General features: G+C 38.8%; 14 protein-coding genes. 10 read left to right on the forward strand and 4 right to left on the reverse strand.

The features are described 5' to 3' along the window. Both BKM32_RS05670 and BKM32_RS05675 read left to right on the forward strand, forming a co-directional pair. Nucleotides 1–384 carry a TraR/DksA C4-type zinc finger protein gene (locus BKM32_RS05670; protein WP_053977104.1) on the forward strand — a complete coding sequence of 128 codons (384 nt, stop codon included), beginning with the start codon at nt 1–3 and terminating at the stop codon, nt 382–384. A gap of 139 nt (nt 385–523) precedes the next feature. Continuing rightward, nucleotides 524–1,219 carry a lipoprotein signal peptidase gene (locus BKM32_RS05675; RefSeq protein ID WP_076662901.1) on the forward strand — a complete coding sequence of 232 codons (696 nt, stop codon included), beginning with the start codon at nt 524–526 and terminating at the stop codon, nt 1,217–1,219. Here BKM32_RS05675 and BKM32_RS05680 read toward each other — a convergent pair. Genes BKM32_RS05680 through BKM32_RS05695 form a run of 4 tightly spaced genes read right to left on the reverse strand, consistent with a single transcriptional unit; the run spans nt 1,201 to nt 4,038 of the window. Then, nucleotides 1,201–1,770, reverse strand: coding sequence for a 5-formyltetrahydrofolate cyclo-ligase (locus BKM32_RS05680; RefSeq protein ID WP_076662902.1), 570 nt, complete (start codon nt 1,768–1,770; stop codon nt 1,201–1,203). The two genes, BKM32_RS05675 and BKM32_RS05680, sit on opposite strands and share 19 nt — an antisense overlap. Further along, nucleotides 1,739–2,740 (reverse strand): succinylglutamate desuccinylase/aspartoacylase family protein, encoded by a 1,002-nt coding sequence (locus BKM32_RS05685; RefSeq protein ID WP_076662903.1) that lies wholly within the window; start codon nt 2,738–2,740, stop codon nt 1,739–1,741. Before BKM32_RS05685 ends, BKM32_RS05680 begins: the two co-directional genes overlap by 32 nt. Further along, the gene (gene rimK, locus BKM32_RS05690) at nt 2,741–3,613 is read right to left on the reverse strand and encodes a 30S ribosomal protein S6--L-glutamate ligase (protein ID WP_053976862.1); all 873 of its coding nucleotides are present in this window, start codon (nt 3,611–3,613) and stop codon (nt 2,741–2,743) included. It lies immediately after the preceding gene. Beyond that, the gene (locus BKM32_RS05695) at nt 3,610–4,038 is read right to left on the reverse strand and encodes a RimK/LysX family protein (RefSeq protein WP_053976863.1); all 429 of its coding nucleotides are present in this window, start codon (nt 4,036–4,038) and stop codon (nt 3,610–3,612) included. Before BKM32_RS05695 ends, rimK begins: the two co-directional genes overlap by 4 nt. 126 nt (nt 4,039–4,164) lie before the next feature. On the opposite strand from BKM32_RS05695, the gene uvrC reads away from it, so the two are divergent. From uvrC to pgi, 8 genes are all read left to right on the forward strand, one after another. Continuing rightward, complete coding sequence (uvrC, locus tag BKM32_RS05700) at nt 4,165–5,958, forward strand: excinuclease ABC subunit UvrC (protein WP_076662904.1); 1,794 nt, start codon at nt 4,165–4,167, stop codon at nt 5,956–5,958. Beyond that, nucleotides 5,955–8,207: a patatin-like phospholipase family protein gene (locus BKM32_RS05705; RefSeq protein ID WP_076662905.1), complete on the forward strand. Its 2,253-nt coding sequence runs from the start codon at nt 5,955–5,957 to the stop codon at nt 8,205–8,207. Before uvrC ends, BKM32_RS05705 begins: the two co-directional genes overlap by 4 nt. A 301-nt stretch (nt 8,208–8,508) precedes the next feature. Next, on the forward strand, nt 8,509–9,669 hold the full coding sequence (locus BKM32_RS05710; protein ID WP_076662906.1) for a homogentisate 1,2-dioxygenase: 1,161 nt from the start codon (nt 8,509–8,511) through the stop codon (nt 9,667–9,669). Between the two features lie 14 nt (nt 9,670–9,683). Further along, complete coding sequence (gene hppD, locus BKM32_RS05715; RefSeq protein WP_076662907.1) at nt 9,684–10,844, forward strand: 4-hydroxyphenylpyruvate dioxygenase; 1,161 nt, start codon at nt 9,684–9,686, stop codon at nt 10,842–10,844. 148 nt (nt 10,845–10,992) lie between these two features. Beyond that, on the forward strand, nt 10,993–11,772 hold the full coding sequence (locus tag BKM32_RS05720) for a DUF3108 domain-containing protein (protein ID WP_053977105.1): 780 nt from the start codon (nt 10,993–10,995) through the stop codon (nt 11,770–11,772). A 7-nt stretch (nt 11,773–11,779) separates the two neighbouring features. Further along, nucleotides 11,780–12,712, forward strand: coding sequence for a tryptophan 2,3-dioxygenase family protein (locus tag BKM32_RS05725; RefSeq protein WP_076662908.1), 933 nt, complete (start codon nt 11,780–11,782; stop codon nt 12,710–12,712). A 15-nt stretch (nt 12,713–12,727) separates the two neighbouring features. Beyond that, a complete protein-coding gene (locus BKM32_RS05730; RefSeq protein WP_053976869.1) occupies nt 12,728–14,029 on the forward strand; it encodes a peptidoglycan DD-metalloendopeptidase family protein in 1,302 nt (433 codons plus the stop codon). 2 nt (nt 14,030–14,031) lie between these two features. Further along, nucleotides 14,032–15,654, forward strand: coding sequence for a glucose-6-phosphate isomerase (pgi, locus tag BKM32_RS05735; RefSeq protein ID WP_076662909.1), 1,623 nt, complete (start codon nt 14,032–14,034; stop codon nt 15,652–15,654). The last annotated feature ends 60 nt before the right edge of the window (nt 15,655–15,714 follow it).

A 15,714-nucleotide genomic window follows, 5' to 3' on the forward strand; every position in this document is an offset into this window, starting at 1 on the left:
ATGGCAGTAGAAACTAACAACAGGTATTCCGATAAGGATTTGGCAGAGTTTAAAGTATTGATTCTAGATAAAATTGAAAAGGCCGAACATGATTTAGCGCTTTTGAAAAGTGCTTACATGAATGACCTTAATAATGGAACCGATGATACTTCGCCGACATTTAAGGCTTTTGAAGAAGGTAGCGAAACCATGAGTAAGGAAGCGAACTCTCAATTGGCCATCAGACAGGAGAAATTTATCCGGGACTTAAAAAATGCCCTTATTAGAGTTGAGAACAAAACTTATGGTATTTGTCGCGTAACGGGCAAGTTGATCAGTAAGGAGCGCCTTAAGTTAGTGCCGCACGCTACATTAAGTATTGAGGCAAAAAACATGCAGCAATAACTAAACTTATATTTTTAGAATAGCGCCCTGTATATACAGGGCGTTTGTTTTTATGTCTTATTTCTAGGATGTTCAAAATTGATTAAGTGTTCACAATCAATTTATAAATCCTATTTTTGTGTTTCATCAATTCTAATCCATGTCATTAAAAAAAGCATTCCTCTTAATTATTTTAATCTTGCTTGCCGATCAAATAAGCAAACTATACATTAAAACCCATTTTGAACTTAGGGATCGTATAGAGGTGTTTGAATGGTTTCATATTGCATTTGTGGAAAATGATGGAATGGCTTGGGGAACTAAAATCAGTGATTTTGCATCTTTTATTTCAGATAAAACAGCTAAGTTGAGTTTAACACTGTTTAGAATTGTGGCTGTTTTTGGTATTGGCTATTGGTTGGTGTCTTCCATCCAAAAGAAAGCTTCCAAAACCCTAATTTGGGCCGTAGCCTTGATTTTTGCAGGTGCCTTGGGCAATATCATCGATTCGGTTTTTTATGGCGTCATCTTTAGCGATAGCATCAATAGGGTGGCCACTTTTCTGCCTGTTGAAGGTGGTTACGCCAGTTTGTTTCATGGCAACGTTGTGGATATGCTCCATTTTCCTATTTATAGTGGAATTTATCCAGAATGGTTTCCTTTTGTGGGAGGAAGGAGCTTTTCTTTTTTTGAGCCTGTGTTTAATATTGCCGATATGGCCATTAGTACGGGAATAGGCATTCTCATTGTCTTCAACAAAAAAGCGTTCCCGAAGTCTTCAGATGAATTGGAAATTTTGGATGTAGAAAAAGAAGTAGAAAAGGAGAAGGACACGACTCAGCTAGAAAACGTATAGATGTTTCTTGGTGTAACGCAGTAGTCTAAGCGAATGTCTGCTTCATGCATGTCGTCGAATGAAGGTTCTGCCTCAAAAAATGACAGTCCAATTTTTAGTGCATCAGGTTTGCAGTTGACCAAAAACCGATCGTAAAACCCTTTTCCATAGCCAATTCTTTGTCCGTTGTCGTCAAAAGCCAATAAAGGGATAAATACCACGTCTAGCTTGTCATTGGCAATTTCAATGCCGTCCTGAGGTTCAGGAATACCATATGAGTTCACTTTTATTACAGTGTTGTCTGTCAATAAAAAGTTGGTCATAGTACCCGATTTGAAATCGCTTTTTGAAATAACAATGTTTTTATCTTTTCCAGAAAGAATGTTCAGGATAAAATCGGTTTGGATTTCTTTCTTCGATGCAATGCTCAAAAAAAGATGATAGAAAGAATAGTTCCAAATATCCATCTTCAATAACTGATTGGCAATTTCTATGCTCAATTGGTCAATATCATCCTCCGAAAGCGCCTCTCGCTTCGATTTATATAGGGTTCTTAATTCTTGCTTGGTCATTTTTTAATTTGGTACTAATATGGAATAGGGCGTCCCCCTGATAGACGATAGGCAATTCATTCACATTAATAACATAACCTGAATAAATGGCTTTTACGAAATGGTTGAATTTACCATAGGGATCTGTAATGTTGCCAATGATATCGCCTTTGGTCACTTTTGTGTTCAAGGCGATGGAAGGTTTGAACATTCCAGAATAGTTGGCACGTTGCCAACTGCTATCCAAAATGGTGACGGTTTGCGTTTTTGGCTTGGATACCTTGAATTTAGTAGATAACATGCCTAAATGGTGTAACACGCGTTTTACGCCATTAACCCCAGTATTGGTAATATTGATATCTATATGGGTAGATTTTCCACCTTCAAACAACAAAATAGGTTTGCCTAGTTTGCTACATGTATTTCTGAAGGACTTTTTGATGTTTTTGGTATACAATATAAAAGGTGCCCCAAATGCATTGGCCAATTCATCCAGTTGAGGATTGTTTTTGGTAATGCGTATTTGTGGTGCATTAAACCTTCCGGCTCCACCTGTATGGAAATCCATGATGAAATCTACATCAGGAATTACCTCGCTAACAAGTTTGTGTGCCACACGACTAGCCAAAGAGCCTTTTTTCGTTCCGGGAAATACACGGTTTAAATCCCTGCCATCAGGGAATTCACGCTTTAGGGTGATAAACCCAAAAACATTGATAATAGGAATGCAAATAATGGTTCCGCATTTAGGTTTGTTAATGCCTTTGGCAATAATCTGCCTAATGATTTCCACACCATTCACTTCATCTCCATGGATGCCAGCCGTAAAAAGAACAACCGGCCCCGGTTTTTTGGAGCGTTCAATGATAACGGGCACATCGATGCTGGAAGTGGTATGCAGATTGGCCACCCCAAAATTCAATTCACAACGCTCACCCGCTTTAATGTCTTTGCCAAGTATGGAAATGATTGTTTTTTGGGTGTAGGTCATCTATCGGTTCCTTTCTATATAAGTTATGATGGCGCGGGCAATATTTTTTCCGGTAGCTTCTTCAATCCCTTCCAGCCCTGGGGTAGAGTTCACCTCCAATAATAGAGGTCCTCTGGCCGACTGAAGCATGTCAACACCGCAAACAGGAAGTTTCAATGCTTTTGAGGCTTGCATAGCCAACTTAAGTTCGGCATCATTAAGTTTGATGATTTGGGCGGTGCCTCCTCTGTGTAAATTAGAGCGGAATTCACCTTCTTTCCCTTGGCGTTTCATGGCGCCAACTACCTGTCCATCTACAACCAAAGCTCTAATATCAGCCCCTTTGGCTTCCTTGATAAATTCTTGAACAATTACTCTGGCCTGTAATCCATTGAAAGCTTCCAAAACAGATTCAGCTGCGCTTTTGGTTTCAGCCAAAACAACACCTAAACCTTGAGTGCCTTCAAGTAGCTTGATGATTACAGGAGTTCCGCCTACATGTTCAATAACTTCTTCAACATCTCTGGAATAGTTTGTGAATACCGTCTTTGGCATGCCGATTCCGGCTTTGCTCAAGCGCTGTAAACTGCGCAGTTTGTCCCGTGAGCGTTGAATAGCGTCTGAGGTTACAATGGTGAACACGTTCATCATTTCAAATTGACGTACCACCGCACAACCGTAAAAGGTGACAGAGGCGCCAATTCTTGGGATGATGGCGTCTACATAATCCAAATAACGGTCTTTGTAAAAGATGGTAGGTTTTTCTTTTTCAATAATGATGTCACATTTCAGGGGGTCGATCACTTCAACCTGATGCCCTCTTTTTCGGCCCTCTTCAATAAGCCGTTGGGTAGAATATAAATAAGAATTTCTAGATAGAATTACTATGTTCATGCGCGTTTACTGGCGTTAAAAGATACGTTCTTCTGGTCTACATCAACGAGAAATTTTTTGCTTAAAAACTGTCTGCCAATAAGAACTGGAAATTTCATGTCGTCTCTGGTGCTTAAAGTTAAGTTAATCTTATAGGTTTTACCAAAAAATATGACATCGGTTTTAATTTTAAATCTGTTTTCCTTGAAACCGTTGCTACTCTTTACATTGGTTCTTGAATAGGAATTAAAGCTCACCTCGACACCGCTAAAGTTTGGATGGCCGTCACTGTGAAATGTACAGATTAGGCTGTTGTTTTTTTCGATGATTTTTGAGCAATGTATGGCAGAAGTATAGGCGCCAGTGTCTACCTTAACATCAACTTCAAATAGTTGTAGTTCAGGGAAATCAATCTTGTCTATGCGGCCAATGGTTTGTGTTTTCATTGCTGAATATAAATGTACGAAGTTAGTGAATTACTGATTTCAAAATTAGCTTTGCCAAGATAATTTTTAGGGCAATTAACATTTTGGCTGCCGATTGAAAACCATGAAAATAGTTACCTTTGAATGATGAGCCAAACTTCACTTGAAATTCAGTTGCAAACCTTGCCCAATCAGCCGGGAGTCTACCAATATTACGACGCTGAGGGGAAGATTTTATATGTTGGGAAAGCAAAGAACCTTAAAAAGAGAGTCAGTTCTTATTTTACGAAACAGCATGATTATGGGAAGACCCGAGTGCTGGTAAAAAAGATTGCCAGTATCAAACATATTGTAGTCGATACGGAGACCGATGCTTTGCTGTTGGAAAATAACCTGATTAAAAAGTATCAGCCCAAATACAATGTGATGCTCAAGGATGATAAATCTTATCCTTGGATTTGTATCAAGAAGGAGCGTTTTCCAAGAGTGTTTTCAACTCGCAGGGTGATAAAGGATGGTTCAGAATATTTTGGGCCTTATACCAGCATGAAAACGGTATCTACTTTGTTGGAATTAATTAGAGGCTTGTTTCAATTAAGAACCTGTAATTACGATTTAGCTGAAGAAAAAATTGAAGCCGACAAATACAAGGTGTGTTTAGAATACCATTTGGGAAATTGCAAAGGGCCATGTGAAGGGTATGAAACCGAAGAAGAATACCATGCCAATATCGCTTCGATAAAAGAGATTTTAAAAGGGAATTTTAAGGACTCGCTGTCTCATTTTAAAAAGCAAATGCAGGCTTTGGCGCAAGATATGAAGTTTGAAGAGGCACAGAAAATAAAGGAAAAGATTGAAGTACTGGAGAACTATCAGGCAAAATCTACGGTTGTCAACCCAAAAATCAGTAATGTAGATGTGTTCTCAATAGTGAGCGATGAAGGCTATGGGTATGTCAATTTTCTTCAGTTATCCTACGGTTCCATCATTCGGTCTCATACTTTGGAAATCAAAAAGAAATTGGAAGAAACCGACAAGGAACTTTTGGGGTTGGCCGTAACCGAGCTTCGGCAACGCTTCAATTCCAATTCCAAAGAGATTTATGTTCCTTTTAAAATTGATATTGGCGAAACTATAAAAGTAACGGTTCCCAAGTTGGGAGATAAAAAACATATTTTGGATCTCTCCATCAGAAATGCCAAGTATTACCGAATGGAGCGTTTTAAACAAGTTAAAATCACAGATCCGGATAGACATGCCAACCGTATCATGGCACAAATGAAGGTCGATTTGAGATTGCATGAAGAACCACGGCATATAGAATGTTTCGATAATTCCAATATTCAAGGGACCAACCCAGTGGCCGCTTGTGTGGTATTTAAAAACGGCAAGCCAAGTAAAAAGGATTATCGTCATTTCAATATAAAAACGGTAGAAGGTCCAGATGATTTTGCTTCTATGGAAGAGGTGGTTCACAGGCGTTATAAAAGGCTTTTGGACGAAGGGCAAGCACTGCCTCAATTGATCATTATTGATGGAGGAAAAGGACAATTGTCTTCGGCGCTTAATAGTTTGGAAATCTTAGGTTTACGCGGAAAAATTGCAATCATCGGAATTGCGAAGCGTTTGGAAGAATTATTTTACCCAGAAGATCCAATTCCCTTATATTTAGATAAAAAAAGCGAAACCCTAAAAGTCATTCAACAATTACGAAACGAAGCGCACCGCTTTGGGATAGAGCATCATAGAAATAGAAGAAGTAAAAATGCCCTTAATACGGAGTTGGAAACCATTCCAGGTATTGGGGAGAAAACCATAGTGGAGTTGATGACCCACTTTAAATCGGTAAAACGGATTTCCCAAGCTTCTCTAGAGGATCTCACTTCGGTAGTTGGACCTTCCAAGGCACAGAAAATAAAGGCCTATTATGTAAACAAATGAAACACTTTCTAGCCATCATTGCCATTTTCCTATTGTTTGCGGGAGTTGGGTTTGCTCAAGAAACCCCTGCAAAGGATTCTTTGAAAATAGGTTTGGTGTTGAGTGGTGGTGGGGCCAAGGGATTTGCCCATATTGGTGTGCTAAAAGTATTGGATAGTATTGGGCTGAAGGTTGATTATATAGCAGGTTCCAGTATGGGAGCCATTGTAGGATCCTTGTATGCCTCGGGGTATTCGGCAAAGCAGTTGGATTCCATTTTTGGAAGTGTCAATTTTGATGAGGTGATTACCGATTATTTACCTAGGGAATCCAAAACTTTCTATGAGCGGGACAATTCCGAGAAATATGCCGTGACCTTACCGTTTAATAAATTCAAGTTGAAGTTGCCATCGGCCATTTCCTCAGGGCAAAATGTCTATAATTTATTGACTTATTTAACGCTTCCTGTAAGCGATGTCAAGGAATTTGATAAGTTGCCAATCCCATTTTTTTGTACGGCTACCAATGTGGAAACCGGAAAGGCTGTCTATTTGGAACGAGGTAATTTGGCGCAGTCGGTTACGGCTAGTGGAGCTTTTCCGTCCTTGTTTCAACCGGTAATTATAAATGATCAGTTGTTGATAGATGGAGGAGTGACCAATAATTATCCTATTGATGAGTTGAAGGCCAAAGGTATGGATGTAATTATAGGGGTGGATGTTCAGGATGATTTGGCAACTAGGGAGGAACTGACTTCTGCGCCTGATATTTTACTGCAGATTAATAATTACAGGACCATTAATGACATGGTTTGGAAGTCGGAGAAAACTGATATTTACATCAAACCTGATATCAAGGATTTTTCGGTGATCTCGTTTAGTGAAGGTCAGCGAATTGTGAAAAATGGAGAGAGTGCGGCAAGGGAGCAACTTGGCCCTCTCGTTGAATTGGCCAAAAAAGTCGGGTCTTCAAATAGATCTACTACCAAGTTCTTGAAAAGTCCAGATAGTATCAGGATTAATTCCATCAAAATTAAAGGGTATCAAAAGTATACCAGAGCTTATGTTTTGGGGAAATTGAAGCTTAAAAGTAACACCACTGTGAATTATACCGATTTTAGTAGTGGTGTGAACAATTTGATGGCAACCAATAATTTTGACACTTTTGAGTACAGATTTCAGAAATCAAACGGTATAGAAGGCTATGATTTGTTGGCTACTATTAAGGAAAATGAAACTACAACTTTTTTCCGTTTGGGATTGCATTATGATGAACTATATAAAAGTGCGGCAATAGTGAATCTTACCCGAAAGCGCGCTCTTTTTGATAATGATGTACTGTCTTTTGATGTGGTTCTAGGCGATAATATTCGCTATAACTTGGACTATTTTATTGATAGAGGATTTTATTGGAGTGTGGGATTGCGGACGCGATTCAATCAATTTGATAGAGATGTCAATTCACAATTAATATTTCGGACTTTTGAGGAAGAAGTCAGTAATGTCAATAAGGTTGATGTGGACCTTCGGGATTTTAGTTCGCAATTTTATGTTCAGACGCTGTTCCGAAAGGATTTTGCCTTAATTGCAGGGGCGGAGCATAAGCACCTAAGGATAACTTCTCAAACTTTGGTGAATCAGTTTAGTACTAATAATGATGATGATTATTTATTTGAAAACACTGATTATTTAAGTGTTTATGGTAATATTAAATTGGATACGTATAGCAATCGCTATTTTCCCAAAAAGGGCTTCTATTTCAATGGTGATATCCATTGGTATTTCTATGCTTCCAGTTTTAATGAGAATTTTGAGCCCTTTTCCATTGCCAAGGCGGATATTGGTTATGCCTTTAAGATTGCGAATGGCCTATCCATGACTATTTTGGAGCAGGGAGGATTCAAAATAGGAGAGAATACAACTAACTCGATGGATTTCGGATTGGGCGGCTATGCCAATAATTTCATAAATAATTTCGTTTCCTTTTATGGCTACGATTTTATGTCAATTACAGGGAATAGCTTCGTGAAAAGTACATTTACATTGGATTATGAGTTTTTTAAAAAGAACCATTTTTTGCTAGCCGCTAACATTGGCAATGTAGAAGATAATATTTTTGAAACAGGCGAATGGTTAACTACTCCAGACTATACAGGCTTTGCTGTAGGGTATTCTTTTGAGACCTTTTTAGGGCCTATTGAAGCCAAATATACGTGGTCGCCAGATACCAAAAGGGACTATTGGTTCTTCAATCTAGGGTTCTGGTTTTAGTGGTATAAAATTTGACTTAATGCTCTGACGTTGTAAGCTCTTCATGATTTATTAAAAATCTACAAAAATTTTACGATATTTGCAGAAGACCGTGTGGTTTTAAGAGAAAACTATAAGGTTGCAAAACGCTCCTGATAAATATTAAACAAGAATTTTAAGTGACACATTTTTGGACAGGTTTATTGGCGCATCTTCATTTTCTTATCAAGAGAAATCCTGAGTAAGTAGGCGTTTTGTGCCTTCTGCGCAAGCGGCTATGCTGTTTGTTACTTTTTACTTTCAACTTAAAAAATTATTAACAATGCCTTTTTATCATAAACTAGGGAAAATACCCCCAAAACGTCATATACAATTCCGAAAGCCAGATGGAAGTTTGTATAGCGAGCAGCTTTTTGGGACTATAGGTTTTGATGGGATGTCCACCAACTCCTATCACGAACAACGACCAACTCAGGTCAAAGCTATTCAAAATCAATATAGCGTTGCTCCAAAAATTGCTAGAGAAAACAATATGCAATCCTATCGTTTTAGAGGGTTTCAAGTGAAGCCGGAAAACGATTATTTGGAAAGCAGAAAAACAGTGTTAACCAATAGTGATTGTAGTATTATTTTGGCGGCTCCAAAGCAATCTACAACAGAATATTTCTATAAGAATACCGATGCAGATGAATTGATTTTCATCCATAAGGGAACAGGGAAATTACGCACCCATCTCGGGAATCTTGACTTTAAATACGGAGACTATCTGTTGGTGCCAAGAGGCATTATCTATAAAATAGATTTTGATACGGAAGATAACCGCTTGTTCATTGTTGAGTCTCGTCGTCCTATTTACACACCTAAACGTTACCGTAACTGGTTTGGGCAATTGTTGGAGCATTCGCCTTTCTGTGAACGTGATATCAGGCGTCCTGAAGAATTGGAAACCAACGATGAATCGGGTGACTTCTTAATCAAAGTGAAAAAACAAGATGATATGTTTGATATGGTGTATGCCTCACATCCTTTTGATGTAGTTGGTTATGATGGCTATTGCTATCCGTACGCTTTTTCAATTCACGATTTTGAACCTATAACCGGACGGATACACCAGCCGCCACCGGTGCACCAAACTTTTGAGACCGATGCTTTTGTGGTGTGCAGTTTTGTGCCGCGTTTGTATGATTATCATCCAGAAAGCATTCCAGCGCCATACAACCATAGCAATATTGATAGCGATGAGGTGTTGTACTATGTCGATGGTGATTTTATGAGTAGAAATGATATTGCTGCGGGGCATATTTCATTGCACCCCGCTGGGATTCCCCATGGACCGCATCCGGGAGCAACCGAACGTAGTATCGGGAAGGAAAAAACAGATGAATTGGCGGTAATGGTTGATACCTTTAAACCGTTGAAAGTAACAGAAGAAGCATTAAAAATAGCAGACGAAGATTATTTTAAATCTTGGTTGGAACACTAAAAAAAATAAAGATTATGAGTAAAGAAATTAAGTCGGTTGAATACGGACTGGAAAAAATATTTGAGGGGGCAGAAGACTTTTTGCCTTTGTTAGGAACTGATTATGTTGAGTTGTATGTGGGTAATGCCAAACAAGCGGCTCACTTTTATAAAACTGCTTTTGGATTTCAATCATATGCCTACAAAGGTTTGGAAACTGGTTCAAGAGATGAGGTGAGTTATGTGCTACTTCAAGATAAAATTAGATTGGTTTTAACCACGCCGTTGAACAGTAAATCACCAATTAACCAGCATATTGTAAAGCATGGAGATGGTGTGAAAGTTGTGGCGCTTTGGGTCGAAGATGCAAGAAGTGCTTATGAAGAGACTACTAAAAGAGGTGCAAAATCCTATTTGGAGCCAACCGTTGAAAAGGACGAATTCGGTGAAGTAGTAAGAGCTGGTATTTATACCTATGGAGAAACGGTTCACATGTTTGTGGAGCGTAAAAACTACAATGGACAGTTCATGCCTGGATTTGTAAAATGGGAATCGGATTATAATCCAACGCCAACAGGTTTAAAATTCATAGACCACATGGTAGGAAATGTTGGTTGGGGTGAAATGAACACTTGGGTAAAGTGGTATGAAGACGTGATGGGCTTTGTGAATTTCCTTTCGTTTGACGACAAACAAATCCATACGGAATATTCAGCCTTGATGAGTAAGGTAATGAGTAACGGTAACGGTCGCATCAAATTCCCAATCAATGAGCCGGCCGAAGGAAAGAAACGTTCTCAAATTGAAGAATATCTTGATTTTTATGAAGGATCAGGAGTGCAGCACATTGCGGTAGCTACAGATGACATTATCAAAACAGTGACTGATTTGCGTTCTAGAGGTGTGGAATTCTTATCAACACCACCGGAAGAATATTATAGCGCAGTTCCTGGAAGGTTGGAAGAGTTCAGTCATGAGCTTCGTGAGGATATCGAAACCTTGAAAGGTTTGGGAATCATGATCGATGCCGATGAAGAAGGATATCTGTTGCAGATTTTCACCAAACCGGTTGAAGATAGACCAACCTTGTTTTTCGAAATTATCCAAAGAATGGGAGCTCGCGGATTTGGAGCTGGAAATTTTAAAGCCCTTTTTGAATCAATCGAAAGAGAGCAGGAAAAGAGAGGTACATTATAACAAATTTTTAACGTTCCACGTTTTAAAAAACTCCATAAGGCAACTATGGAGTTTTTTGTTTTTTATACATTTGGAACAGTAATTGTTTGTCAGCTTTTTAAACAGCCTCATGATTTGTCAAAAGTTAGGAGGACAAGATACTTTTAACATGAAATTTAATCTTTTTTTTCTCAGTTTTCTTTTCTTTGCGCAAATTGCTTCGGCTCAGGACAAAACGGCTTTTGGCGGAGGCGAATGGTTCAAGTTTAAGATGAGTTACAGTGGCTTTTTAAAGGCTGGTAACGCAACACTTGAGGTGCATGAAAAAATGCTGGATGGTAAAGAAGTATATCATGTAGTAGGTAAAGGATGGACTACAGGAGCCATAGGTTGGTTTTTTAAAGTAGACGACCATTACGAAAGTTATTTCGATAGGGAAACCGGTGCGCCGTATAAGTTCATAAGGAAGATTGACGAAGGTGGACATACCAAGGATATTGAAATCAAGTTTGATCACAATGAAAGCAAAGCGCATGTCAAAAACTATAAAAACGGCGGGAGACAAGTGTTTGCTACAGAAAAAGATGTTCAGGACATGGTGTCTGCGTTTTATTATTTGCGCAACAATTACGATACCGATAAGATAAAGGTTGGAGATGTAGTGAAACTGAACATGTTTTTTGATGAAGAAAACTATGTGTTCAAGCTCAAGTTTTTGGGAAGAGAAACTATCGAGACAGATTTTGGAAAAGTAAAGACACTTAAATTCAGGCCGTACGTAATGGCAGGAAGGGTGTTTAAAGAACAAGAAAGTTTAACGTTATGGGTGAGTGCAGACGAAAACAAGATCCCATTAAAAATTAAAGCAGATTTGGCAGTGGGATCGTTGCGGGCAGAACTGGAATCCTTCAGAGGCTTGAAACACTCCTTCCAAATTCAATTTGACTAACTAACATATGGCCAACCCAAATAAATTTGATAATGTCATTGAGGAACTAGAGCAAAAGTTCCAATCCATCAACCAAAATACCGAAGACCATTTAAAAGGGCTGCTTTACAGTAAGCCCATTACATATTGGGATTATATCCAAACCGATGCCCTTTTGGGGCTCCAAATCCAGCGCACGCAATTGCCAGATGAAATGGTGTTTATTGCCTATCACCAAATCAATGAACTTTTGTTCAAAATGATTTTGTGGGAAATTGAGCAGGTAGCCGAATGTAAAGAGTTAAAAGCCGATTTCTTTGCAGAAAAGGTAATGCGCGTTAGTCGCTATTTTGATATGTTGACCACTTCTTTCAATATCATGCGAGAAGGTATGGAAGTGGAGCAATACATGAAGTTCCGCCATACGTTGACTCCTGCCAGTGGTTTCCAAAGTGCGCAGTACCGTATGATAGAATTTGCTTCAACAGAGTTGATCAATTTGATCGATTATAGGTTCCGTGCCACCATAGACAGAAATACACCATATACCCATGCTTTTGAGCATTTGTATTGGCAAGCGGCGGGAAAGGATTACAAAACAGGGAAAAAGTCGACGCTTTTAGTTAATTTTGAAAAGCGCTATAAGGATGATTTCTTGAGGTTTATGGAGAGTTACAATACCAAAAACCTTTGGACTAGATTTAAAGAGCTGCCAATGGAAGCTCAAAAGGATGAAAATCTCGTGCAGGCCATGAGACATTTTGACTATACAGTCAATATCACATGGGTAATGGCGCATTACAATACCGCAAGGCATTATATTGAAAGTGGTCTTGGAGACGGAGAAGCAACAGGAGGAAGTGACTGGAAGAAATATATGCACCCCAAATATCAAAGGCGTATATTTTTTCCAGAATTATGGTCGCAGGAGGAGTTGGATAACTGGGGAGAGAATATTTAAAATTGATATAATTTAATGCAAACAAGATTATTAACAGCACTATTTGTGTGTGTGACATTTTTATCATGTAAGGATGATAAAAAGGTGAAAGAAGAGAAAATTGAGCCGTTACAAACTTTTGTTGAACCTGCAGAAATTCACGAGTTCGGATTCAATCTTAACGAGTTTATTGTAAAGCGCGATACCATTAAAAATGGGGATAGTTTTGGAGCTATCATGGAGCGTAATAGAATTGGATATCCTCTTATTTACAATATTGTAGAGAGCGCCAAGGATAGCTTCGATATTGCAAGAAGACTTCAGGTAGGGAAACCGTATACCTTGTTGTGTTCCAAAGATTCCCTAGAATTACCGCAGTGTTTTATTTACCAACCTAATCAGGAGGAATATGTGGTGATTAATTTCAAAGACTCTATTCATGCCTATACCAACAGAAAACCTATCAAGTATGTGGAAAAGGAAGCTACAGGAATTATAGATAGTAATATTTCCGAAACTTTGGAATCCCAAGGCTTGAGTCCAAGATTGGCCTATAAAATGGCAGATGAAATTTACGCTTGGACTATCGATTTTAGACGTTTGCAAAAAGGAGATCGTTTCAAGGTGATTTATACCGATAAATATATAGATGACAGTATTTATGTAGGGGTAGATCAAATAAAGGCGGCTTATTTCGAGCATAATAATGAGCCTTTTTATGCCTTCCAATTTAAAACCGATACTGTTAAGGGTATCGTAGATTACTTCAACGATGAGGCTAAAAACTTGCGACGTGCCTTCTTGAAAGCGCCGGTTCAGTTTGGAAGAATCTCTTCTAGATATAATCTTAACCGCCGAATCGCTTATTATGGGTATAAAGTAAAACCTCATAAAGGAACGGACTTTGCGGCATCCATTGGGACGCCTATTATGGCAACAGCCAATGGTACCGTAACCGAGTCTACAAGACGTGGTGGTAATGGAAAATATGTGAAGATTAGGCATAACGCCACTTACGAAACGCAGTACCTTCATATGAAGGCCCAAAACGTTAAGAAGGGGCAATTTGTAAAACAGGGAGATATTATTGGTTGGGTAGGTATGACAGGTAATACTGGAGGGCCTCACGTTTGCTACCGTTTTTGGAAAAATGGTAGGCAAGTGGATCCTCTTAGGGAAAAATTGCCTGAGGCCAAGCCTATTTCGGATAGTTTGAAAACAAGATACATGGAATATATTACGCCAATTAGAGCTCGTTTGGATGCCATTCAATTTGAAGGGCTTCAGGAAGATGAAGAATTGTTGGCGGAAGAAACATTAATTACACAAGTAAAATAAAAATGGCATTAAAAGCAATAAACCCTACGACTACAGAGGCATGGAAGCAGCTGAAAGAGCATTTCGAAACCGTTAAAAATGCTCATATGAAAGATTGGTTTGCTCAAGATTCAGAAAGGGCAAATAATATGACCATTTCATGGGAAGACTTCTACGTAGATTTTTCAAAAAACAGGATTACAGGAGAAACTCTTGAGCTTTTGCTGAAATTGGCAGAGGAAGTAGATCTTAAAGATGCCATTTCTAAGTATTTTGGAGGTGATGTTATTAACGAAACGGAAGGTAGAGCGGTTCTACATACTGCTTTAAGAGCTCCAAAAACTGCCGAGGTTTTGGTGGATGGTGAAAACGTAATGACCGAAATCTATGAGGTAAAGGAAAAGATGAAGGCTTTTACCAATCAAGTCGTTTCGGGAGAGTTAAAGGGGTACACAGGGAAGGCGTTTACCGATATCGTGAACATAGGAATCGGTGGATCTGATTTGGGACCTGCTATGGTTGTAGATTCCCTTACGTATTATAAAAATCACCTAAAGACGCATTTTGTAAGTAATGTTGATGGAGATCATGTGAATGAAGTTATCAAGCACTTAGATCCAGAAACAACCTTGTTTGTGGTAGTGTCAAAAACCTTTACTACTCAGGAAACTTTGTCTAACGCAAGCACCATCAGAAACTGGTTCCTGATCAATGCTCCTGAAGAAGCCGTTGCTAAACATTTTGTGGCGGTGTCTACCAATATAGAGCGTGTAAAGGCTTTCGGGATTGATGAAAGCAATATTTTCCCAATGTGGAATTGGGTAGGTGGTCGTTTCTCTTTATGGAGTGCGGTTGGACTGTCTATTAGTCTTTCTGTTGGTTTTGAGAATTTCGACAAGTTGTTGTTGGGAGCACATAAAATGGATGAGCATTTTAGAACTGCCAGTTTTGATAAAAATATCCCCGTGATATCTGCACTGTTGAGTGTGTGGTATAATAATTTCTTCGGTGTTGAAACCGAGGCGGTGATTCCTTATTCTCAATATTTAAATCAGTTTGCGACTTATTTGCAGCAAGGGATCATGGAGAGTAACGGAAAGAGTATCGATCGAAGCGGGAATCCTGTGAACTATCAAACAGGAACAATCATTTGGGGAGAACCGGGAACCAATTCGCAACATGCTTTCTTCCAATTGATCCACCAAGGGACAAAATTAATTCCAGCCGAATTTATTGGGTTTGCTCAAGCATTACATGGAGATAAAGATCACCAGGATAAATTGATGTCCAACTTTTTGGCGCAAACAGAAGCCTTGCTAAATGGTAAAACAGAGCAACAGGTGAAAGAAGAAGGTGCTTCGGGTGCTTTGGTGCCGTTTAAGGTCTTTGAAGGTAATAAGCCTACAACATCTATACTAATTGAGAAATTAACGCCAGAAAGCCTTGGAAAATTGATTGCGATGTATGAGCATAAAATTTTTGTTCAGGGGGTTGTTTGGAATATTTTTAGCTATGATCAATTTGGTGTGGAGTTAGGAAAACAACTTGCCAATACTATTTTGGAAGACATCAATGCTACAGGAAATGCTAATAGCCACGATGCTTCCACGCAAAACCTTTTGGAGTTTTATAAAAAACTTTCTTAACAAATGTTAAAAAACTTTTAACAGCTTTCGTGTTTAATTGTTGATGGTTTGATATTAATC

The organism is Mangrovimonas sp. DI 80, assembly GCF_001975575.1.
GTDB lineage: Bacteria > Bacteroidota > Bacteroidia > Flavobacteriales > Flavobacteriaceae > Mangrovimonas_A > Mangrovimonas_A xylaniphaga.

Bases quoted from the DNA above. Each gene is read 5' to 3' on its own strand.
- BKM32_RS05725 (WP_076662908.1), top strand. From the start codon at position 11,780: ATGGCCAACCCAAATAAATTTGATAATGTCATTGAGGAACTAGAGCAA.
- pgi (WP_076662909.1), top strand. From the start codon at position 14,032: ATGGCATTAAAAGCAATAAACCCTACGACTACAGAGGCATGGAAGCAG.
- BKM32_RS05710 (WP_076662906.1), top strand. From the start codon at position 8,509: ATGCCTTTTTATCATAAACTAGGGAAAATACCCCCAAAACGTCATATA.
- BKM32_RS05675 (WP_076662901.1), top strand. From the start codon at position 524: ATGTCATTAAAAAAAGCATTCCTCTTAATTATTTTAATCTTGCTTGCC.
- uvrC (WP_076662904.1), top strand. From the start codon at position 4,165: ATGAGCCAAACTTCACTTGAAATTCAGTTGCAAACCTTGCCCAATCAG.
- BKM32_RS05685 (WP_076662903.1), bottom strand. From the start codon at position 2,740: ATGACCTACACCCAAAAAACAATCATTTCCATACTTGGCAAAGACATT.
- BKM32_RS05730 (WP_053976869.1), top strand. From the start codon at position 12,728: ATGCAAACAAGATTATTAACAGCACTATTTGTGTGTGTGACATTTTTA.
- BKM32_RS05695 (WP_053976863.1), bottom strand. From the start codon at position 4,038: ATGAAAACACAAACCATTGGCCGCATAGACAAGATTGATTTCCCTGAA.
- hppD (WP_076662907.1), top strand. From the start codon at position 9,684: ATGAGTAAAGAAATTAAGTCGGTTGAATACGGACTGGAAAAAATATTT.
- BKM32_RS05720 (WP_053977105.1), top strand. From the start codon at position 10,993: ATGAAATTTAATCTTTTTTTTCTCAGTTTTCTTTTCTTTGCGCAAATT.
- BKM32_RS05705 (WP_076662905.1), top strand. From the start codon at position 5,955: ATGAAACACTTTCTAGCCATCATTGCCATTTTCCTATTGTTTGCGGGA.
- rimK (WP_053976862.1), bottom strand. From the start codon at position 3,613: ATGAACATAGTAATTCTATCTAGAAATTCTTATTTATATTCTACCCAA.
- BKM32_RS05680 (WP_076662902.1), bottom strand. From the start codon at position 1,770: ATGACCAAGCAAGAATTAAGAACCCTATATAAATCGAAGCGAGAGGCG.
- BKM32_RS05670 (WP_053977104.1), top strand. From the start codon at position 1: ATGGCAGTAGAAACTAACAACAGGTATTCCGATAAGGATTTGGCAGAG.